Origin of the sequence: Eubacterium maltosivorans (assembly GCF_002441855.2) — a bacterium.
Lineage (GTDB): Bacteria > Bacillota > Clostridia > Eubacteriales > Eubacteriaceae > Eubacterium > Eubacterium maltosivorans.
The window spans coordinates 1,182,036-1,205,507 of record NZ_CP029487.1; the positions used below are offsets into that span (position 1 = coordinate 1,182,036).

The 23,472-nt window shown below is 46.1% G+C and carries 14 protein-coding genes and 2 riboswitches; of the genes, 1 reads left to right on the top strand and 13 read right to left on the bottom strand.

The annotated features are described in order from the left end of the window. Positions 1-17 precede the first annotated feature (17 nt). From CPZ25_RS05885 to CPZ25_RS05900, 4 genes are all read right to left on the bottom strand, one after another. Entirely contained in the window at positions 18-1,301 is a 1,284-nt protein-coding gene (locus CPZ25_RS05885) for an MFS transporter (RefSeq protein ID WP_058694089.1), read from the bottom strand. A gap of 465 nt (positions 1,302-1,766) precedes the next feature. After that, a complete protein-coding gene (locus CPZ25_RS05890; RefSeq protein ID WP_096920810.1) occupies positions 1,767-2,894 on the bottom strand; it encodes a DUF362 domain-containing protein in 1,128 nt (375 codons plus the stop codon). A 96-nt stretch (positions 2,895-2,990) separates the two neighbouring features. Beyond that, positions 2,991-4,739: an ABC transporter ATP-binding protein gene (locus CPZ25_RS05895; RefSeq protein ID WP_096920811.1), complete on the bottom strand. Its 1,749-nt coding sequence runs from the start codon at positions 4,737-4,739 to the stop codon at positions 2,991-2,993. Next, positions 4,736-6,472, bottom strand: a complete 1,737-nt coding sequence (locus CPZ25_RS05900; RefSeq protein ID WP_096920812.1) for an ABC transporter ATP-binding protein — start codon at positions 6,470-6,472, stop codon at positions 4,736-4,738. Before CPZ25_RS05900 ends, CPZ25_RS05895 begins: the two co-directional genes overlap by 4 nt. A gap of 114 nt (positions 6,473-6,586) precedes the next feature. Here CPZ25_RS05900 and CPZ25_RS05905 point away from each other — a divergent pair, with 114 nt between their 5' ends. Then, positions 6,587-7,447, top strand: coding sequence for a LysR family transcriptional regulator (locus CPZ25_RS05905; RefSeq protein WP_074617105.1), 861 nt, complete (start codon positions 6,587-6,589; stop codon positions 7,445-7,447). 66 nt (positions 7,448-7,513) lie between these two features. Then, positions 7,514-7,676: riboswitch (cobalamin riboswitch) on the top strand. A gap of 397 nt (positions 7,677-8,073) precedes the next feature. On the opposite strand, the gene CPZ25_RS05910 is transcribed toward CPZ25_RS05905, so the two are convergent. The 9 genes from CPZ25_RS05910 to CPZ25_RS05950 form a co-directional block, all read right to left on the bottom strand. Beyond that, positions 8,074-8,820 (bottom strand): hypothetical protein, encoded by a 747-nt coding sequence (locus CPZ25_RS05910; protein ID WP_096920813.1) that lies wholly within the window; start codon positions 8,818-8,820, stop codon positions 8,074-8,076. A 10-nt stretch (positions 8,821-8,830) separates the two neighbouring features. Beyond that, complete coding sequence (locus CPZ25_RS05915) at positions 8,831-14,068, bottom strand: M60 family metallopeptidase (protein ID WP_096920814.1); 5,238 nt, start codon at positions 14,066-14,068, stop codon at positions 8,831-8,833. Between the two features lie 117 nt (positions 14,069-14,185). Then, positions 14,186-14,273, bottom strand: a riboswitch (cyclic di-GMP riboswitch). Positions 14,274-14,422: 149 nt separating this feature from the next. Continuing rightward, on the bottom strand, positions 14,423-15,103 hold the full coding sequence (gene phoU, locus CPZ25_RS05920; protein WP_224168833.1) for a phosphate signaling complex protein PhoU: 681 nt from the start codon (positions 15,101-15,103) through the stop codon (positions 14,423-14,425). Between the two features lie 11 nt (positions 15,104-15,114). Further along, positions 15,115-15,876, bottom strand: a complete 762-nt coding sequence (gene pstB, locus CPZ25_RS05925; protein ID WP_074617109.1) for a phosphate ABC transporter ATP-binding protein PstB — start codon at positions 15,874-15,876, stop codon at positions 15,115-15,117. Between the two features lie 11 nt (positions 15,877-15,887). Beyond that, positions 15,888-17,093 carry a phosphate ABC transporter permease PstA gene (gene pstA, locus CPZ25_RS21090; protein ID WP_058694081.1) on the bottom strand — a complete coding sequence of 402 codons (1,206 nt, stop codon included), beginning with the start codon at positions 17,091-17,093 and terminating at the stop codon, positions 15,888-15,890. Positions 17,094-17,098: 5 nt separating this feature from the next. Then, positions 17,099-17,980: a phosphate ABC transporter permease subunit PstC gene (pstC, locus tag CPZ25_RS05935; protein WP_096920815.1), complete on the bottom strand. Its 882-nt coding sequence runs from the start codon at positions 17,978-17,980 to the stop codon at positions 17,099-17,101. A 47-nt stretch (positions 17,981-18,027) separates the two neighbouring features. After that, complete coding sequence (locus CPZ25_RS05940) at positions 18,028-18,864, bottom strand: phosphate ABC transporter substrate-binding protein (protein WP_096920816.1); 837 nt, start codon at positions 18,862-18,864, stop codon at positions 18,028-18,030. A 364-nt stretch (positions 18,865-19,228) separates the two neighbouring features. Then, the gene (locus CPZ25_RS05945) at positions 19,229-19,870 is read right to left on the bottom strand and encodes a cytidylate kinase-like family protein (protein WP_058694078.1); all 642 of its coding nucleotides are present in this window, start codon (positions 19,868-19,870) and stop codon (positions 19,229-19,231) included. Between the two features lie 99 nt (positions 19,871-19,969). Continuing rightward, positions 19,970-23,296: an InlB B-repeat-containing protein gene (locus tag CPZ25_RS05950; RefSeq protein ID WP_167495179.1), complete on the bottom strand. Its 3,327-nt coding sequence runs from the start codon at positions 23,294-23,296 to the stop codon at positions 19,970-19,972. Positions 23,297-23,472: the final 176 nt, after the last annotated feature.

Below are 23,472 nucleotides of genomic sequence, written 5' to 3' on the forward strand. Positions count from 1 at the left end.
TCACCTCTTTTCCGTGTCTATACGGCTTCTTCTGCATTTTTTTTATCTGCAATTTTTCCTTCTTTTTGAATCACTGCCAGCTTCGCAATGGTTTCTTTATTCCGTCTGTGAAAAATAATGGAGATAATACATGCAAATATTGCTCCGGCCGCTGCGGCTATAAAGATAAAGCGGTATGCCAGCTCCGGCGGATAGCTATCCAGCCAGTTACCGATAATAATTGGCATAAAGCTGTCCGGCAAAAAGCCAATGGTGGAGATGATCCCAATTACTGTACCGGACATGTACATTGGAATATCTGCCTCCGGCAGGGTTGCAAAATAAATTCCCCTGGCAGCTCCAAGGATAATATAGCCCAGCGCAGTACCAATAAATACCAGAATAACCAGGGATGCCTGCTGCGGGATAATCGCAATAAAAATATTGATGACTGCCAGCAGCGCAGTGACGATAATCAACAGCTTCGAAATCCCGGTTTTATTGCTGACATTCCCCGAGATCAAAGCGCCGATAGGCTGCATATAATCCCTGAACATACCCAGAATTGCCCCCAGTGTTATGGACAGGCCAAACATCTGCGTTCCGTACGGCGTCATATAGGGCGTTGTCGTGCAGGAAATAAAAGCTCCAAAAACGATAAAGGACATCAACCATACGTTTGGATTTTTAAGGCAGGTTAACAGAATTTTTCCAATTCCCAAATTTTTGTCCTTGTCCGGTTCGTCCCTTTCAAAGAAAATCCAGATGAGAATTCCAATCAGGATACAGGCCCCGCCAAAGATAAAGATAACGACCTGCATACCAGTGACAATGTTGGAAAACTGGCTGAAAATAAAAATAGCAATGGTTCCAAGAACTGCTGCCAGGATACTTCTGGTCCCTTCAACATCGCCCTGCGCCTTTCCTTCTTCTCCTGGTCTTGCAAAAATTCGAATCGCCTTAATTAAGGCGGACCAGAAGGTTAAGGTTGTCGTAACCCCTAAGATGGCGAAAAGCACGACCGCGACCCGGTAATCCGGGATCGTACCAAACCCCACACACAACAGTCCCGAAGCTACATAGGAAAAAGCCAGCAGCTTTCTCGCCGAAAACTTATCAGCCACCAGTCCCCCTAAAAAATATGTGGCGATTGTCATGGTCGTGTAAGCGCTTGTCATAATCCCGAGTTCCACATTCGTGACGTTAAAAGCCTGGATCAGAGCATCGTAAAAACTGGCTTTCATATAAGGTACATAATAAATAATGCTTGCGCCGCACAGACAAATAAATTGAATTGCTCGTTTGAAATCAAATTTTTTCATTTTTTCCCCCTTGGATCATTCTAAAAATACATATTTACCGCGAGCTCACAGCCTTTTTGACGTATTGTTGCCCTCCTTTCGTATAAAATTGGCTTGAAATTAATATTTGCAAATTTTGTGCCAAAGATATTTTTTGTTTTTTTACGAAAATTTATTAAAAAGCTTTTTTAAATATCTTTTTTTCCTTTAAATATAAAATAAAAACATTTTTACAACTTTTTATTGTTGTTTTTACATAAAAAATTGCGCGCAATTTTTTGTTTAGCTCATTTTAAAACCTTTACAGTCTATGCTCTAATTTCTATAAGCGCAATATTTTTTTGCGCTTTTGGTCTTATTTTGATATTTTTTGTAAATTAATGGTTTTTATCAAATAAAAAAAGACATTCATTCCTGTAGAAACAAGAAAAAATGTCTTTTCCATAAAATCAAAAAACTGCCTGATTACTCAGACAGTCTTTTTCACTATTTTATCTCAATCAATTCATAGGCCCTGGTTCCAAGTCCGATTTTTTCTGCGTGCTCAAGGCACACCCGCCAGTCAGTTTCGGGATGGGTGCAGGTAAAGCGGTCATGCTCCTCGGCATCATGAACATGGTTTTTATGGATCTGATCTGCCAGATAACTGCCGGGAATAATGGGCGCTTGATTACAGGCGTCGGCACATGCCATGTCAAGTGCTACCGGATCATAAGAGGCAAACATGCCAACATCCTGAATAATCGGCAGGTCATTTTCAGCATGACAGTCGCAGAATGGTGAAACATCCATGACCAGGCTGATATGAAAATTCGGCCGGCCCTTTATAACAGCCAGGCTGTATTCGGCCATTTTTTTATTGAGCACATCAAAGCTTTCGTCGTTGGGCGTGGTGATGGCATCAAAAGGACATATCCCGATACAGCGTCCGCAGCCCACGCATTTGTCATGATCGATCACAGCTTTTTCCGGGTAAGAGATGGCGTTCATGGCGCAGATATCCTTACATACTTTGCAGTCGCGGCATTTCTTTTCGATGACATGTGGCTTGCCCGCATTGTGCATTTCCATTTTTCCGCGTCTGGAGCCACAGCCCATCCCAATGTTTTTAAGCGCGCCGCCAAATCCGGTGTTCTCATGGCCCTTAAAATGGCTCAGCGTGATAAAAACATCCGCATCCATAATGGCCCGCCCGATTTTGGCCTCCTTGATATACTCGCCATTGACTGGTACCTCCACCTCGTCTGTCCCCTTAAGTCCATCGGCGATGATCAGCTGACAGCCGGTGGTAAAGGGGTTATAGCCATTTTCATAAGCCGCGTCGAGATGCTCCAGAGCGTCCTTCCGACGGCCCACATATAAGGTATTGCAGTCCGTTAAAAAGGGCTTTCCCCCTTCCTCTTTGATCAAATCCACAACGACCTTTGAAAAATTGGGCCGAAGATAGGCAATGTTTCCAGGCTCTCCAAAATGTATTTTAATCGCCGCAAATTTATTTTCAAAGTCAATGTCGGTCATTCCTGCCGCCACAATCAGCTTTCTGAGCTTTTGCAGGAGATTCATTTTTGGATTCGCTCTGAAATTCGTAAAATAGACCTTTGCTTTTTCGTTCATATTGTTTTAACGCCTCCTTGAATTGTTCCAGATTATTTTATCATAAACCCATCATTTTAGATACCCGTTTTAGCTGCTCGCCAAAGCAAAAATCCCCTACTCGCTTCCCTCAAACTGGCTGTTGTAAAGTTTTGTATAAAAACCATTTTGAGCCAGCAAAGATGCATGGTTTCCCTGCTCCACGATACGTCCCTGGTTCATCACCAGAATAATATCCGCCTCGCGGATGGTGGACAGCCGATGCGCAACCACGAAGCTGGTTCTACCCCTCATCATATCGTTAAATGCGTTTTGAATACGGATCTCAGTTCGTGTGTCAATGCTGCTGGTCGCCTCATCGAGAATGAGCATTGGCGGTCTGGTGAGCATGACCCTGGCGATGCAGAGAAGCTGCCGCTGCCCCTGGGAGAGGTTCTCTCCGCCCTCGGCAATCTGTGTGTCGTAGCCCTTTTCAAGCTGCCTGATAAAGCTGTCGGCGTAGGCCTTTCGAGCGGCCTCGACGATCTCATCATCGCTGGCATCCGGTCTGCCATAGGCAATGTTCTCCCGTATCGTTCCTGAAAACAGCCAGGTATCCTGGAGCACCATGCCGTACTGCTCTCTAAGACTGCTCCGGGTCACACCTTTTACCGGATGCCCGTCCACGGCAATAGTACCCCGGTTGACATCGTAAAAACGCATAAGCAGATTGATGATCGTGGTCTTTCCGCAGCCTGTCGGCCCTACCAGCGCAATCCGCTGCCCCGGTTCGGCATTAATGTTCAAATCCCTGATGAGGCGCGTATCCGGCTGATATGAAAAATCCACATGTTCTGCGCGCACCGCTCCTTCTGCCAGCGGCAGCGCCGGAAGCGCCGCGTCGCTTGGTTCTGGCGGTTCATCCAGCAGGGCAAAAACCCTTCTGGCCGAGGCAAAGGCCGTCTGGATTTCTGTCAGCACACCAGTCACCTCATTAAAGGGCTTGGTGTACTGGTTAGCATAGGCTAAAAAGCTCGACAGCTGCCCTACACTCAGGCCTCCGCGTATGGCTGAAAGCGCTCCGGTTATGCCCACAGCCGCGTAAACCATAGCGTTAACAAAGCGCGTGGAAGGATTGGTCAGCGAAGAATAAAACTGCGCCCGAACGCCGCAGCGGTACAAGCGCTGGTTAATGGCCTCAAACTCCTGCTTTGCTGCTGCCTCATGGCTGAAAGCCGTGACCACCTTCTGATTGCCTACCATTTCCTCCACAAAACCACTCAGATCGCCGCGCACCACAGATTGCTCCCTGAATTTGTTATAGGAAAGCCTGGCGATAATCCCTGCCACAAAAATGGATAAAGGCGTGACCAGGACTACCACTACTGTAATGCGCAGATTGATCGACAGCATAAAGCCCAGCGTTCCCAGAATCGTCACGACACCAGTAAAAAGCTGAGTAAGGCCCTGAAGCAGACCATTTGAGATCAGTTCGATATCATTGACAAAACGGCTCATCAAATCCCCGTGCGAGTGACTGTCGATATACTTAAGCGGGACGGTATTAAATTTTTCAAAGGCCTCCTTCCGGATATCCTGAATTGTTTTGTAGGTAATCTGATTGGTGCACAGGCTCATCAGGTATTGAAAGATAACCGTGACGCCGATATTGACACCCAAAATTACCACATAGCGCATAATCCCCGAAAAATCCACCTGACCCGGCCCCACGATATAATCTACCCCGCGGCCGATCAAAACCGGCATCCACAAAGCAAGGGCAATGCTGATCACCGCGCAGACAAGGCCGAGAAAAAGAAAAATGCCATAGGGCTTTGCATAGGCCCACAGCCTCGGAATCACCGGTATTTTGTTTTTTTCATTCATTTGTTTACCTCCTGGCTGCTCAGCTGTGAGAGACAGATTTCACGGTACACGCCACAGTCTTTAAAAAGCGCCTCGTGAGTGCCAAAGCCTGCCATTTTTCCCTGATCCAGCACAATGATCCGGTCTGCATTTTTTACAGTTGTTACCCTTTGTGACACCATCAGCACAGTCATTTCTCCTGTTTTCTGACGGATGGCTTTTCTGAGCGCCGCATCGGTCGCAAAATCAAGGGCGCTGGCGCTGTCGTCCAATATCAAAATCTCGGGATGGCGCACCAATGCCCTGGCGATGGTGAGACGCTGCTTCTGTCCACCGGACAGATTCTTGCCGCCCTGATATATCTCGGTATCCAGGCCTTTCGGCATCTTTTGGATGATCTCGGCTGCCTGGGCAATCTCCAGAGCCTGCTCAATTTCTTCATCATTCGCCTGAGGATTCCCCCATTTCATATTTTCACGAACTGTTCCGGTGAAAAGCACTGCTTTTTGAGGCACAATACCAATTTTAGACCGGAGCTGCCCCAAAGGATATTCTCTCACACCAACCCCTGCCACGTCGACACGCCCCGTAGTTACGTCGTAAAAACGGGGAATCAGATTGACCAGTGTGCTTTTCCCGGCCCCTGTACCGCCAATAACACCGATGGTCTCACCCTTTTTAATGGAAAAACTCAGGTTCTTCAGGGCATATTCGTTATTCTGGTTATAAGAGAAGGAGACATCCTGAAATCGGATTTCATCCCCTGTATTGGCAAATACCGGTCCTGGCAGCGCAGCCCCCGGGATTACCGAAGGCTCCGTGTCAAAAACGGCGTTGATTCTGGCTGCACTGGCAGCCGCCTTGGTGAAGATCACCACCAGATTGGCCGCGACAATCAATGCTAGTAAAATCTGCGTCATATAATTGACAAAAGCAATGACCTCTCCCTGGCTCAGATCGCCAGCATTGACGCGGATACCCCCAAACCACAGAATAAAAAGAATGGCGATATTGACAATCGCATAAGTAAGAGGATTGAGCAGAGAGGAAATACGCCCGGCTTTCAGCGATGCCTTCATCAGATTCTTATTCGCCGCCGCAAAGCGGGCTGTTTCGCTTTTCTGCCTGGAAAAAGCCCGGATCACCCTCACCCCGTCCAGGTTTTCACGGGTAATGAGCGAAATGCCGTCAAGCCGCGCCTGAATTTTTTTATAGACTGGCACGGCACGGCTCATGACAAAATAAATGGTCAAAGCGATGAGCGGCGCCGCCACCAGAAAAACAACGGACAGCTTCAGGTCAATGGTCATCGCCATGATGGTTGCGCCGATAATTAAAAAGGGGACCCGCAGTAAAAGCCGGATGGTCATGGCCACCGCCACCTGCAGCTGGTCAATATCATTGGTAATCCGGGTGATGAGGGACGGCGTGCCAATTTTGTCCAGCTCTGCATAGGAAAGCCGGTTAATATGCGCAAAAAAATCACGGCGTATCAGCGTACCTGTCCCCTGAGAGGCCCTGGCGGCAAAATATTGAGCAGTCAGCGCAAAACATAGGCCCACTGCTCCCAGCGCCGCCATCAGCCCACCCATATGGTAAACATAACGGGTATCTCCGTTTTTTATCCCCACGTCAATAATGCTGGCCATAACCAGCGGGACGATTAACTCGAATACTGCTTCGGTCAGCTTAAAAAATGGTCCGAGAATCATTTCTTTTTTAAAATGCTTAAGATAATGCGCGAGTTCTATCATTTTTGTTCTCCTGTCTTTACGTCTCATTATGGCTATGATATCATAAAAACAACCATATGAATAATATTTAGTTTATATATCTTCTATATAAAATACAGATAGAAAGGCGCCGCGATGGACCTAAAACAGCTGCTTTATTTTAAAACCGTAGTAGAAGAGGGAACAATCTCTGCCGCGGCCAAAAAACTTAATCTTTCCCAACCCCCACTCAGCCAGCAGATCAAACAGCTGGAAACTGAAATTGGCGTAAAGCTGATGGAACGGGGCGCCCGAAAAATCACGCTGAACGCAGCAGGCAAAGCGTTATATGAAAAGGCCTGTGCCCTGCTCACTCTGGCAGACCAGACAGTACGGGAGCTTCGCGATATCCACGATGGGCTGGAGGGCACGCTCACCCTTGGCACCATCTCTTCATCCGGCGCCATCATTCTGTCAGAGGCTCTTCCTGCCTTTCATTCCCTGCATCCGCATATCCGCTTCGAGCTTCACGAGGGCACTACCTTCCAGGTTATCGACCTTTTAAACGCTGGCATCATCGAGCTCGGCGTTGTGCGCACCCCCTTTCGCCCAGATGGCTTTGAAACCCACTTCTTAACGTCCGAGCCCATGGCCGCAGTCGGAAACCCATCCTTTTTTGAGGGGAATCCTTCCGACACTGTCACTCTTCAGGCGCTGGCTGCGAAGCCGCTTATCTATTACCGCCGCTTTGAATCCCTGATCGAGGGAACCTTTGACGCTGCTGGCCTGTCGCCTAAAGCCATCTGTAAAAATGACGATGCCCGGACCTCACTCATGTGGGCAGGCGCCGGCATCGGTATTGCCATTATTCCCAGCTCTGCCAGCCAGATCATTGCTTCGGCCAATACCGTCTGCAAAAGTATTGATGCAAAAGCCTTAAATACCCAGATCGCCTTTATCTGGAAAAGAGGCCACACCCTGAGCCGCATCGCCCGGGATTTTTTAGCATTTTTTTAATGTTGTAGGATTCTTTCGTTTTCACCCTTGACAAGCCACAATATCTGGTGTATTATAGGTTTAGTTAAATATTGAATGATCCTATGTTCAAGGGAAAAAGGTGAAAATCCTTTGCTGTAATCGCAGCTGTAAGGTAAAATGCCCGTTTCAATCCACTGTCCTGACGGATGGGAAGGGAAACGGAATGATATTACCGAGCCAGAAGACCTATATAGGAGTTTATTCTTAATTGCCTCCGATTTAGAGGGTTTAAGAGCTATCATGTACCGTGTTAGTATTTTTTATCCTTCTTCGCACTTGGAGAAGGATTTTTTATTTCTCCTCCTTCCCGTACATGGTTGGACTTCAATGAACACAGAACCTACATCTCCAACAATTTAATCATCGCTCAATATTTGACATTTGTTTGGGATTAAAATCTGCCATTTTAAAACGCCAAAAAGGGGTGGTGTGTAACACCCCTTTCCCCAAACAATTTAAACGGTTCCCAATATTTATTAAAATACAATGTATTATTTATTAATACTGTCCTCCCTTTTTCTAGCTTTAACGCCTGAAAAGATTAATCAATTTCTCAAAAACAAAAATCCCGCTGAGTTTATCAGCGGGATTTTTGCGTTTATTCTTTATAAAAATCTTTTGCGCTTTAACGCCACCAGGCCAGCCAGCATGACAATGAGCATACCACCTGTCACAAACGCGGCGGCGCCAGGGTCAGTGATGACGCCGGTAGACGGGTTTGCCAGCCCGTAAGGTCTTGAAGGAGACACCCCGTCCGGATTGGCCGGATCCTCTTTGCCCTGGCCTTCTTCTGGAATCTCTGGCCTAACCTCTGGGTTTTGATTGGGAACTTCGGTATCTTGCTGAACAATCACCAGATTATCATCAGAATTTTTGTCTGCTGCTACTACTGCGGCCGTATCCTTTTGATAATCAGATACATCCACCATTTCAAGGCCACTGGCCTCGATCCTGTATTTTTCGCCGCTTTTCCCTTTTACCGTCAGGGCGCCGATATCAATACTGCCGGCTGGCAGCTGTCCCTTTCTGGTGACCACCAGCCTGGCTTCTTTTCCATCATTTCCGATCAGCATTTTTACGCGGGTGTCTTCTGTGTTGAGGGCGCTTCCCGGTTCGATGGTTCCGTCAAAAAATGCTTCTCCGCCGGTTAATTTCAGCTCCAGGGAAAAGCCTTTAATGGCTTTATCCCCAAGATGCGTCAGTGAAAGCTGCACCTGGTTGGCACTTTCTCCCTTTGTCACCAACAGTTCTGGGCTGTTATCTGCTGCCATGACCGGCATTGAAAAAAGGATCACCATAATGGCTGCAAGGCAGCTCAATCCTAATTTTCTCATTTTTTTATTTTGCTTCATTCCTGGTCTCCTATTCCTCTGGTATTTGTCCGCCGGTCAGCCTGATGTTCGGCAGGCTCTCAGGTAATGCCACATCAAGGGTATCGCTGGTCAGGCGTTGGCCTTCGTTGGTTTCCATATTGTTGACACGGTACAGCTCAGCCTTGACGGTTTTAGGGAGCATTTTCATATCCAGCTGGTCCTTGTCAATCCAGTAAATCCAAGTTCCCTGGCTGATTTCGCCGATATTGCCGTTTTCAGGTATATTTGCCATAAAGATACTCGCAGCCTCATTATTTTTGCCGACAACATTGTTGCCGTCCTGGTCTTTCAGCAGCACAGCGTTAAAGCCCGGATGGCCTCGGTAGCTGCCTGTAAAGATGAGCGATCCTGCTTTGATGGCGGGCTGGGCTGGATCGTAGACGAAATCTTCTTCCAATAGACCTACACCACTCTGTTCAAGCTCTACGTTATCTCCTGGAGGTCCGATAATGTCAAATTCGGATGCGCTTATCCCAGATGCGCCGTTCGCTGTGATACGCACATATTCTGCACGATATGTGATCAGCTGGTTCGCGCCTTCCTGATCTTTTTCATTAAAGTAAACCGTCGCTTCTGGGTTTTCAGCGGTTAACGTGAAGCTCCCCTTTGCGGCATCCTGCCAGTTTGAGCCATCCTCGCTTACCTGAATGGTGTAGTTTTTGATGGTATTTTCCGCGAGGGCCCCATCTTTGACGGCTGCAGTGTATTTAAAACCGACAACGGGCATATTTTCATGCAGATTGATGGTAATCTGCGCATTACCAGGGCCTTTTACTCCTTCATAGAGGTTGCTGTAATCATCATCATAAAGCCTGGTCAGAGCTGGATGGTTTAAGCCTGAGCCTGTACAATCCTCAATATAAGTATCTCCTTCCGAGGTCATATCTGTATCCATGGTCCATTTTGTTTTGGCAATGCTGCCATCGTGCTGAATTTTGATGGGTTCCAGCGCCAGAGCCTCAGTTTTGTTCAGATAATTGTCATAAGCGACTACCTCGTATTTCAACACACGGTTGTTCATGGAGGAAATTACGTCTGTATAGGTATTGTCTGTTGTAAAGCCAACTACCTCGCCGTTTCGAATAATTTCATAACCTAAAATGGTTTCGGGGTTTTTGTTTACACCTAAATTGAAGGTAATCCGCTTTGAGTCCTTTCCATTTTCCACGGTATGGCCCAGTGTGGCTTCGACTTTGGTGTTCTTGTCCATCGCCGTCGCTTTTTCGATCCGTTTATGTCTTGCGTCATCATTCAGGTAGTAGATCGCACGCTCCTCTTTGGGGTACTTGCTCACATACTCGATGGTTTCATCGTTCGCTGTCAGTCCCCATCTTTCAAAGTATGCTGTTAAATCCTTCTGGGCTGCATCGCTCGCCATACGAATCAACAGGTTATCTTTGTCTGTCTTCACCGTGTTTCTTCGGTAGTTTTGATACATACGCCCATAAAAGCTGTCGGAATCCTCGAGATTGTTATAGGTGTCGTCATAAGCTAAGTGCAGCTGCCAGAACATACCAAGCTGTGTAAAAACATTGCTCGCGTAGCCCTTTGTACCGGATGTCACCTTTTGGTAGATTGCAGGATAATCCGCACGTGCTTCTGTTTTTTCATCAAAGGTTTTAACCATCTGTGACAGAATATTATTGGAGGTCTCGCCGTATACCATATCTCCTTCGTCGGTCACATGTCCAATTTCATGGGCAATTCCCCAGCCATAGAGATTTCCACCACCCATGGTTCCATCTGCCTGTTTTGTATGCGGGCGTCCGTGTGTCAGGCCGCCGACCGAGCCATATTCAATGCCGATATGCTGTCCGGTCGCATACATAAACGCGCCGGTAAACATACGGGTATATCGAATATTAATTCTGGAACCAGGCCATTGATCTTTTGCGTCTTGCGCATCCCGAGACAGCCCTTTTGAGCGGTAGGTGATATCCATCAGCTGTTCCATGGCCAGGCTGTTCTGATAAAGCTGCTCAACTTGTTCGCTTTCGGAACCGGAGAGGGCCTCCAGTACAGCTGTCGCCGGTACAGATAACAGCATCTGATTTGTCATAATATCTGTACTGTTATAGATACTGGACTTTTTATCCCATTGGTATTTCGAGTCTTCACCCGCATACAGATCCGGTACAGTAGCGACAAAATCCTTTAGCTCTTTAACATAGGACTGAATTGCCGCTTTCGCATTATTTTCATCCGTAATACCGGTCAGATTTAGGCTGGGGATCCTTGTAGCACCTGCTACTCTCACCTTGATGTCCTTGCCAGACGGGCTGGCGTTGGGATAACGGATATATAGGGCGCCGCCACGTTCGCTGTCTTCCCCTCCAATCTGGTCAAGGGTAATTTCATTTTTACCCTTCTTCAGGTTAACGGTTTTGCTCCACCCTGTCTTAACATCAGGATGATACTGGGTATAAACAAGCTGTGGCAGGACATTTCCCTCTGTTCCCACATAGACATTAATAGTATCACCCGCTCTGGCTGCAAGGCCAAGAGGCTGAAAATCATTCAAAGCCATTGCAAAGCCTAAGTTTCCATTTTTAGCGTTTGACACATTCTGGTCCACAAGCATGGTATCGTCGATGTTTGTTTCGCTCAAAATAGCCTTTGCCAATGTCAGCTCAGAAAGAATGGAATCCTTATCCGGATGAAATTCACCGCTGACAGGGTCCGGCGTATTGGCCCGCTCAATAAGCTTATCAACATATTCCATCGTTATGCTGTCTTTCAGCTCCACATGTAAATCATCCACAAACAGGGCATTTGTCTCATCTGCCAAACTATCATATTCATAAAATTTTATTTCTGAAATCCGGCAGCGTGCATTTGGCGCGCCAGCCCAATAAAGCGCCGGGTTAATCTGAATTTTGACAGGCTTAATTTTTTCGTTTAGGCGGATACGGTAATATTCTTTGCCGTTCGTGCTTTTTTTAGACTGAACCGCAAAATTATTGCCGATATTCAGGTCGTGAGCCTGTCCTTTTTCATCCCACCATCGGATTTTCATATAAGCATTGTAAGTGCTCGGCTCGCCTTCGCCACGCACCAGCACAATATCATTCATCTCATAAGACTGGTCAAATTCAACGACCGGTGCCTGCAGGGCGCCGGCCCAGCCGCCAGCGTTCCAGCCGCCATAGTTCCAGTATGAGGTGTAATCATTATCTACAATATCAAACTTATCAAAAGCTTTCTCGTAATCACTCTCCTTTAAATAAGGATATGTGACATCTTTGATGTGAGCAGTCGGCTGGTTCACCTCTCCGGCCCGGTTAATCAGCTTATAGTTCGAAGTGACCGGCGGATCAATGGACTCGGTCGCGCAGGTGTATACCGGCGATTTTGCGCCTTCTCCAATAGCGTTATAGCCTGTCAGATAGACCTCGTATTCAGCTTGGTCCTTAAGGTTTTCAATTACATAGCTGGTGCCGCTCAAATCCCCGGCCTTTATATAGTCGCCCATCCCTTTTTCACGGTAATAGACATTATATCCGGTAGAATTTTTCTGTTTTTCCCAATTGACAGTGATCTGGCGGTATCCGCCTTTTAAGGTTATACCCTCTGGCCTTTCAGGCACTGAGGTTGGCATTGGCGTTCCGATAACCAGAGCACTGAAACCACTTTCCCAATTTCCGCTTTCGGAACGGTTAACCGACTGTACTGAAATTTTATATGCCACAAAATTGATTAAATCGTTAATTGTCAGAGAAGTTCCATCCACTGCAGTCAGCGTAGTCTCATTTTTACCGGTTTTAGGGTTTGTAAAACTCATCTTTACTTCATAGCCGGTTACATTGGGCTGTGCCTCCCAGCTGACCGTCAGACTTTCGTTGCCAGAAACCACTTTGACATTTGCAGGTATGCTCGTAACCTGCTCAACGATTTTATCCTTGGTATTATTTAAAAATTCAACTTTTGAGATTTCCGCAAGATTGCTGCTCGCCTTATTGGTCTCTGTCACAAAGATGGTAACCTTTTTGATGGCTACCTGTTTATCCAAATTAATGACAATGGTCGACGGGGAAGCTTCATCGGTTAAAAAGAGATAATCCACTTTGTCCTGGAGGTCAAAACTATGGGTTTCTTTTTCCCCGAATTCATCGACCACCTCAACACGTCCCCTTCTGGGCGCATTTTCAAGGCCTAGTTCATTGGGGGCAATCCGCAGTTCTGTTGCCTTGACGGGTTCCTGCATGACAAGCGGAATCTCCAGCGGCGCTTCCTCAGAAATCACACCTTCATCCTCTTTGGCGAACTGGACTGATGCTGCCTGGTCAGAAGCCGTGCTGAAAAGCTGAGCAATATCACCGCTTTTAACCACGACAGGATTGGATACATTTTTTTCAATGACCACATTTCCCGGATCCACAATCGGGGACGTATCACTGATCTGTACCTTTTCGGCATCATAGGCCTCGCCCATATTTTCCTGCAGATAGACCAGATCGACAATATCGACAAGTCCATCTCCATTAAGATCATAATCGGTTTCGGAGGAGCCCAGCTTTTTCATGACAGCGTCGTAGTCGGCATCGTCAATAATACCGTTACTATCTACGTCTCCAGCTAAAACTGCACCGTCCATAAACTCGACACGTTTCGAGCTTCCCTCAAGGCGTACCCGTGCCTGCACAGGGATTATCCCCATATCCGAAACAGTTATTGTATAGTCGCCGACTGGCAGATTATACAAATTGACATTGGCAAAATAAATTTTTGCATCTGGGTTTTGTGCATCGTAAAAAACATTGCTGCTCTCCCCGTTATCGGAAGCTTTATCAAAAAGCAAGGTTTTGTACTGAATGCTCCTGCCGCCAAAATCAGTTAAGATTTTTTCATTTACGATATCTTTTAATAGGATTTCCTTTACGGTGCCGTCATCGGAAGCCAGTGTCAGGACAGCGGTTTCAAGCAGCTTTGTCTTGGGCTGGGCAAAATGGATTTCCACCTCCATATTCCCGACAAGTTCAGCGGATCCGCCAGTGCGGATCATGCTGTCTTTTTCATCTTCCGCCTGCGGCTCTGAAGCTTCATCTGCCAAAGAGGAGATGCCCTCCAAGGCTTCCTCTGGCCCGGCCTCTTCCTGATTTTCCGTCACAATATCCGTTTCCGCAGTTTCGGAGGAGGTCTCCTGTACAGTTTCCTCTGCCAAAATGGATATCGGAAAGCTCGCAAACAGCATCACAACGGACATAAAACAAGCCAACCATTTTTTCATGTTCTTTTCCCTTTCCTTATTCTGATGAATGATCTTTAATTAATCCTGTTTCTAAAAATAAAAAACGGCTGCAAAAGGGCGCAGCCGTGGGGTATCCACCTACTAATCATGGATTGCTGTAGCAACTGGCTGCCATCGTCGTTTAACGGCTTTAGGCCCTTTAGTTTTGCGTCTCTGCCTTTCAGCAGATTTGCCCTTTTTACATATTAAAAACGTTATTAAATTAAAATCAGTATAGATTATGCCTCATTATATCAAGCACGATTCTTTTCGTCAAGATTCTTTGATTATTTTGCATAAATAAAAAAAAGACCAGCGCAAAAATCTACTCTGGTCCAGGATAAAACCTATGGTTTATTCGTCCTCTGGGATTGTATTTAAGTCATTAAAATCCATATAATTTCCAGTGACAATAAAATAGACGGTCTCAAAAATATTAGTGGCATGATCACCAATTCTTTCCAAATGGCTCCCTATAAAAGAAAAGCTCATAGCCTGAAGCGCCATTTCCGGATTTTGGTTGATCTCTGCGATGCAGTCGCTGTGCAGGGTATTGTTCAAACGGTCGATTTCATCCTCATAACGGATCACATCATCCATCTTGCTGATATCCTCGTCAATATAAGCCTGAATACACATTTTAAGCTGATCTTCCACCATCTTTGCCATCTGCGGGATATTGTCCAGTTTTTTATAGTACTCTTCCTTACGCAGGCAGATCACCTTTTGGCAGATATTCACCGCCAGGTCAGCGATTCTTTCAAGATTTGTAATAATTTTATAGGTGGAGGAAAGTCTTCTCAAATCCCCTGCGACGGGCTGCTGCCTCGCAATCACCTCGCTGACAATCTGCTGAAGCTGGATTTCCTTTAAATCCACAATGTCATCCCGGCTGATGACGCTTCTGGCCAGCTTGACATTTTGTTCTTCCAGCGCCGTAATCGAATCCGACAGCATGCGTTCTGCCTGGGAAGACATCAATAAAATTTCATTCTTAATGGTTTTTAATTCTTCGTTATAAACTTCTCGCATCATTCGCTCCTTTATCAACCAAATCGGCCGGTAATATAATCCTCAGTCCGTTTATCTTCTGGATTCATGAAAATAGTATTTGTCTCATTGTACTCAATAATTTCTCCCATAAGGAAGAAAGCGGTTCTGTCTGAAATTCTGGCAGCCTGCTGCATGGAATGTGTGACGATGATAATGGTGTAGTCCTTTTTAAGCTCCTCCATCAAATCTTCAATTTTTGAAGTAGCAATTGGGTCAAGGGCCGAGGTTGGCTCATCCATCAGGATAACCTCTGGCTGCATGGCGATGGTCCTGGCAATGCACAGACGCTGCTGCTGCCCACCGGAAAGGCCGAGGGCGGATTTGCCCAGACGGTCGCTGACTTCATCCCACAGAGCCGCTCCTACCAGACTGTCGTGTACAATTTTATCAAGTTTCTTCTTATCTTTCAAGCCCTGGCATTTTGGACCATAGGCGATATTATCGTAGATACTCATCGGAAACGGGTTAGGTTTTTGGAAAACCATGCCCACCTTTGTTCTGAGCTGGATAACGTCCGTATCTTTTTCATAGATATTTTTACCGTCAAAATTCAGGGTCCCCTCGATACGAACCGAGTCAATTAAGTCATTCATGCGGTTCAGACAGCGCAGAAATGTAGATTTTCCACAGCCTGACGGGCCGATAAAAGCGGTCACTTCATTTTCATAAATATCAATATTGATTTTTTTTAAGGCCTGAAAATCACCATAATACAAATCCAGATCCTTCACATCAAATTTTTTCTTCTTATCCATTTTAACCTCGTCTATTTTTTATGGGCAACATCCAGCTTGTCCGCTGCCAGTCTTGATAAAATATTCAATACAATGACAATCAATACAATAATAATACCAATAGCACAGGCCAGTTCGATATTTCCTTCCTCTTTAGCCACATAGTAGGCCTGAACCGTCAGTGTGCTCCCCGGCGAAAGCAGCGTTCCCGGAATCTGCGCAACGGTGCCCGCAGTGAGCAGCAGCGCCGCAGATTCGCCGATCACACGGCCAATACTTAAGAGCACCGCCGTCACAATACCGGGGACTGCAGATGGCAGCACGACCTTAAACACGGTCTGCAGCTTTGTTGCCCCAAGAGCCAGGGAGCCTTCGCGGTAACTGACCGGGACGGTTTTCAGGGCTTCCTCTGTACTCCGTATAATGACCGGAAGCAGAATAATCGCCACGGTTAAGCTCCCTGACAGTAAGGATATTTGAAATTTGAGCGCGACCACGAAAAACGCCATACCAAAAAGACCAAAAATAATAGAAGGTATCCCCGACAAGCATTCCGTTGCAAAGCGGATCGCGTTGACCAGTCGGCCGGGCTTGGCGTATTCCGTCATATAGATGGCTGCTAAAATACCGATCGGCAGCGCGATAACCAATGACAGAAATACCATGTACAGCGTTGTGACAATATTGCTGAAAATCCCGCCGCCCGGATTAACCACCTTCAGCTTAAGGGTACCGCCGCCATTTTGTACCAGCTGAGCAATCTCCTCCAATGATAAATCCGACACCTCGGCGCCGTCCACACTTTCAAGCACATAGTCGGTCTTAACCGCCGTGCCCCTTCCGGTTGTGTCCTTAGTGGCGTTTAAGCTCGAGTCCTTTTCGATATAACTGAAAATCACCTGCTTGTGCTGATCGTTTCGTTTTGAATAATCAACCTTCATAATGGCCGCTCCCAGAGACTCGATATAAAGCGGCTCGCCGTCTGGTGTTTCATACTTTTTATAGTAATCCGATTTTGACAAAAGGTCTGCTTCATTGATCGAAAGGGGTACATCTTTCTTTTCCACCATCTGATAGCCCACCTTATCGTTAAAATCGCGAGTGATAAAATTCCAGTCCACCATGCCAATCCCTTTAACAAAGATAAAGCCAATAATAAACAACAAGATGCCAAGCGTGATGGCTGTGGCCGCGTAGATAACGCCTTTCACACAATTGTCTTTTACTTTTCTGCTCATGCTTCTCAGCCTCCAATTTTTGATTCGACGAATTTATTAACGACAAAATTGATGATCATAATAAACACAAACAGGACCACACCGGTTGAGAACAGAAGCTGCTGGTGCACACCGGAGGCGTAGCCCATTTCAAGCGCAATGTTCGTGGTTAAAGGGCGAATCTGATCAAAAAGACTGGTCGGAATACCCGCGATCGGGTTGCCGCATACCAGCATAACCGCCATGGTTTCCCCGATGGCCCGGCCAATCCCCAAAATAATACCTGTAATAATACCCGATTTAGCCGCTGGAATAACCACCTTGAAAATTGTCTGAATCTTAGACGCACCCAGGGCCAGGGAACCCTCCCGATAGGCGTCGGGAACGGCGGATATAGAGGTTTCCGAAATGCTGACGACTGTGGGCAGGATCATAACCGCCAGAACGATGATTGTCGCCAAAAGGGACTCACCCTGTGCCATGGGCGAAATCTTTAACACATAAGGGACGATAATCCCGAGGCCAAACACACCGTAGAGCACCGAAGGAATTCCGGCCAACAGTTCAACCGCAAAACGGACTATTTTTCCAATGCGGGTACCTGCCAATTCAGAGATAAACACCGCGGTTAACAATGCGATAGGAACACCGATGACAATAGCTCCCAAGGTCGCATAAACCGAACCGACGATCATGTAAAAAATGCCATACATATCCGACCCGGGCCGCCATTCTGTCCCTGAAATAAATTTCAGGAAAGAGTAAGAGCCGTTTACAAAAGGCTCCAGCCCATTGACAAATACATAGATGGTAATGGTAACGACGCTGATGATCGATACAAGAGCGCAAAGTAAAAATATCTTTTCAACAACTTTCTCGCTTACTTTGGTTTGTTTCTTTTCTTCCAAGTAAATGATCTCACTTTCTTAAAGAATTTTATTTTAAAAGCAGAATGCTACCTCACGCTGATTCCGCCATTTTTTTCTACAATCGTCTGACCTTCGTCTGTCATGATGAAATCAAGAAAAGCCCTTGTCTGCGGCGTAATGTTTTTTTCATTATAAAGTGCTAAAAATGGCCGTGACAGACCATAACTTTTGTTCAGCACATTTTCCATGGTTGCTTCCACGCCATCCACCCGGAGGGGCTTAACTGATCGGTCGACAAAGGTAATGGAAACATAGCCGATGGCATTGGGATTCGCCGCGACTGTGGACTGGACATTTCCGTTGCCTTCTTTAACGGTTGCGCTGGGTTTCAGCTGCTCTGTAAAATCCAGAAGCTCCTCGACCGCCGTCCGTGTTCCGGCGCCGTCTTCCCTTGATACTACCGCGATCGGGCGTTCTTCACCGCCAACTTCTCTCCAGTTGGTAATCCTTCCGGTATAGATTGCTTTGATCTGATCCTTTGTCAGATTTTCCACGGGGTTCTTATCATTGACGATCACCGCGATCCCGTCATAGGCAAACACCAGCTCGGTCAAATCGCCCTGTTCAGACGTTTTAAGCTCTCTGGATGCACAGCCAAAGGAGTAGGTTCCATTCGCAGCGTTTTTAATGCCGTCGGAAGAACCAGTCCCGCTGTAGGTAAACTTTACCGCCGGATGAAGCGCTCCAAATTCCGCGCCTTCGGCGTCAATGATTTTTTGAACAGAGGTGGAACCGCCGCCATTTATTTCTCCTGAAATTTCACTTGAACCGGCTGGCAGCTCCTCATTGCCGCAGCCGGAAAGCGATAGGGCCAGCAAAAATAAAACCATCAATGCCGCCATCCAAGACAAAGATCTTTTCATTATTCATTCTCCTTCATGATTAACCTAAATTTAACATTACGGTAATCATATCAAAGAAAGCCGCCGGATTCGCGCAGAGAATGTTAAACCAATGTTAAAATCAGGTTAAATCGCGCCGCTTACGCTCCGGATCATGGCGCTTCGTTTTCTGCCTCGAATCTTTATTTTCCCAGCTGAACGAAACCTTGCTTTCCTGTTCAGGACTCCTCAATTATAGCGAACCCATGTTAAGAGCGTATTACAAACAGGTTAAAGCTCAAAAATGTCACGTTTTCAGAAAGCTTTTTTTGATTTGACTACTTATTTCCTTTATACCCAAAAAATAAAAAAGCCCATTGAAAATATCCAATGGGCGCAAAGGTTTTTAACCTCTTGCTTTTTTACGTATATTTCGTTTTTCAATAAAGGCTTTAATAATATCCACACAGCTGTCTTCGCCTAAAGCGCCGCTGTTCAGGCACAGGTCATAGTTATCAGCCTGTCCCCATTTTTTGTCTGAATAATAACTGTAGTAATTGCTTCGCCTTTTGTCAATCTTTTTAACCGTCTCCTCAGCCTTCTTCAGATTTAAATCATAGATTTTAGATACCTGATTGACCCGTTCTCCAAAGTCTCGATGAATAAAAACATCTACAGTATCCTCATCATCCCTGAGAACATAATTCGCACAACGCCCCACGATCACACAGGAGCCTTCGGACGCGAATTTCCGGATCACATCAGACTGGGCTAAAAACAAGCGGTCGGTCATTGGCAGCTCGACCGTTGGCGAAAAGTGTCCGGCACCAAAGAATGAGCTGGTAGCAATGGAGTACAGCAGCGAATTGGTCGGTGTTTCTTCCAGATCCTTAACCATTTCAGGATTAATACCGCTTTCCTTAGCGCCCTCGTCAATAAGCTCCTGATCATAAAACGGAATATCCAGTGCTTTTGCCAGTTTTTTTCCAATGTTTCTTCCACCGCTGCCAAACTGACGGGCAATGGTTATAATAATACGTTCACTCATGTTTGCTTCCCCCTTTATTCATTGGTTTCTAGCTCTAGTTTACCTGTTTTTGCCAATAAATTCAAGTGTTTCATTTTAAATATCATTTGAAGGGAGCTTTTAATCTTGTTTTCTTTTCCTGACCCTTATGGCAAGAACCACACCAGAAGCCATGACCAGTAAAACAATGACAGATATTGAAACGCCTGAAAAAACACCAGTATGAGGAGAGCCTTCAGACCGATTCTCTGCCATTAACGTTTCATGTGTTTCTTTATCTCCGTTTTCTGTCGGAACAGCGGTCCATTTGGCGTACAATGTCATATTTCCATTGACACGGCCAGTATCAAAATTCCAGGCGGTCAAGGCTTCCGCCTCAATGAACCAGCCGCCAAATTTATAACCATCTCTTACTGGCTCTGTAGGCATTTTAACCGTTGAGCCGCCTGGAATATCACGAAGCGCCTCCACTGGTGATCCACCCTGTGAATCAAAGCTTACCGTATAAGTTTCTGGTGCAGAAATGGCAGACCATTTGGCGTACAGCGTCGTGTCTTCATTTATAGTATAATTCTCAAAATCCCATGAATTGAATCCTTCAGGCTCTTTATGCCATCCATTAAACACATATCCTTCCATTTTTGGTTCCTCAGGTTCTGCAATTACAGAGCCTGCATTAACATTATGAATGGATACGACAGGTGATCCGCCCTGTGAATCGAAAGTTACAGTATAAAGCACAAGGGGGATAGGTTCCCAGTCAGCATAAAGGGTAATGTTATCATTGATCTTATCCTGTCTGAAATCCCACAGGGACAGACATTCGGCCTCTTTATACCAGCTGGTAAAGATAAAATCTTCACGTGTTGGTTCTTCTGGCTCGGTGACAAAGCTGCCTGGAATAATACCCACGACAGGCGCAACCTCCGAGCCGCCCTGTGAATCGAAGGTTACTGTATAAAGCAGAACCTTTGACCATTTCGCGTACAGGGTAATATCCTCTGTAACGGTATCCGCCGCAAAATTCCATGGCGTTATGGTACCGGCCTCCTTATACCAGCCTTCAAAAAACAAGCCTTCATAATCCGGCTCTTCTGGTTCCGCTATCAGTGAGCCTGACGCCACGTTTGTGATTGGCGCTACCGCGGAGCCTCCCTGGGTGTCAAAGGTGACTGTATACCGGGGTACTGGCATCCACTTTGCGTACAGGATCATATCCTCCGTAACTTTATCGGACGTAAAATCCCACATGGTCGTGGTTTCAGCCTCTCGATACCATCCTCCAAAGGTCTGTCCCTCATAGGTCGGCTCCTCTGGTTCCGCTATCAGCGAGCCTGACGCCACGTTTGTGATTGGCGCTACCGCGGAGCCTCCCTGGGTGTCAAAGGTGACTGTATACCGAGGCACTGGCATCCACTTTGCGTACAGGATCATATCCTCCGTAACTTTATCGGACGTGAAATCCCACGCGGTCGTGGTTTCAGCCTCTCGATACCATCCTCCAAAGGTCTGGCCCTCATAGGTCGGCTCCTCTGGTTCCGCTATCAGCGAGCCTGACGCCACGTTTGTGACTGGCGCTACCGCGGAGCCTCCCTGGGCGTCAAAGATGACTATATATTCAGCGGCCCGCCACTGTGCTTCAAAAATAATATTATCATCCAATACAAAAGGCCAATCATTTTGTATCGCCCCGGTTTCCATGTTTTTCCATCCGTCAAAAACATACCCGTCTCTGACAGGATTTTCAGGTATGGTGACTTCTCCATCCTCGTAGGCTACCTTAAAGTAATTTTCTACTGCACCGCTACTGTCTTTCTCGTAATACTCGACTCCACGGTAAACCATCTCCGGCAGGTTTTTCCATTGCCCGCCATTTGCGTTGTACTTTGCCCAGGACATCTCCACAGCGCCATTGTCCTTATATCGTTTAAAACCACGTTGGTCCTCAGGCAATAAGCCCGCGCCTGTGTTGGTATTGTCTGCAATCCCCTCCGGCTTAATTGGAATTGTCCTTATAACCTCACCGTCCATACCTGCTGTTATACTGGAATAATTATTTACTAAATCCGGATCATCTGTCCCCAGAACCATCTGAGTCGTATACTTCGGCACAGCGCTCCTATCTGCGTTTATTACATTGGATGCCCCTTCCTGAAGCGTGCTGGTATTCGAAACATCCTTATAATTACTGGCATTGTTCACTTCACCGGTACTGTCGTATACGCTATTTCCAATGTATAGGGCGTTTGTGTTGGTTACCGTAGCTGTGGCAAACAGTCCCGCGCCCGAAAGGCCCACTGCTCCGCCTCTCTGCTCAACGGTGGTCTTTTCATTTCCAGACTGATTTCCCGTAAAGGTGCAGCTGGTAACCACATTTGTCATTTTGCTGGAGCCGCCGTTTTTAAAAAACTGTATTGCTCCACCGCTGCGATTGCCTCCCGTCAGTCCATAAGCTTTATTGTTATAAAAAGTTGAGTTTGTAATGGTTGTCGTCAATCCCGGGTTTCCAGTCCCCTGGATGAGCAGTGCGCCGCCGTCATCATAAGCGAGATTACTATCAAAAGTAGTCTTATCAATGGTAATAGTGGCTCCATCCCGTCCATCAAAAATATAAATAGCGCCGCCGTCATAGGTACTTGCCACTGGCGATTCTGTGCCGTTTGTTTTGTTTTCCTGAAAATAGGATTCATTGATTGATATATTGCCACGCAGATAATGAAAAGACATGGCGCCGCCACCACCACCAGTAATGCCCGAATTCATACAGTTATTAATATTATTTCTGAAAACACTGTTGTTTATACGAAGATCACCGCTATAAAATTTCGCGGCAATCGCGCCGCATTCATAGCCTGCTCCGAGGCCGGTATTCTCTTCTATCGTTACATGATTGATTTCAATCGAAGTGGTGTTGTTCCCGCTTATATTAATGGCTGCAGCAGCATTGTACGATTCGTTATTGTAAATCTTTGTGTGTGAAATGACTGTTCTGGCATTTCCTGTGGCGGCGATTCCAATTGCACCGGTTGACGAATCAAATATCTCTGTATTATTAATGATTACAGTTCCATTTCCCGCCTTATTCATTAAACAGGTTCCAGAAATATGGCTGCCGTCAAATTTAAAATTTTCAATCGTTAAGCTTCCAGTACCATTTCCAGAGATTGTAAAAGTACCGGCATTCCAGGTTAAACCGCTGCCATCTATCGATACATTTTTGTCAGGCATATTAATGGCCGTATCAGAAAACACAAAATTATCAGCAAGCGTAACCGTTGTGTTATCTTCTGCCTGATCAACAGCCTGTTGTAAAGCACCTACTGTCGAAACAGAAATATTCTCTTCCGCCAAAGCTGCGCTTGGCGCTATGATACTTATAAATAACACCATACTGATAGCAGATAATAATGCTATCAGTGTTCTCATTCTGTAGGGATAGTTTTTCATTTTAGACTCCTTCATGATCCACAAAAAAATTTACATTATAATTATATCAATCTAGGAGTCTTTTAAAAATACAGGTTATCATTATTCACACCCATAAAGTGACACAAACGTGACACGTCTACCCTCTCAACCAAAAAAGCGAAGCCCCAGGATCAGGCTTCGCTTTTAGCATATCA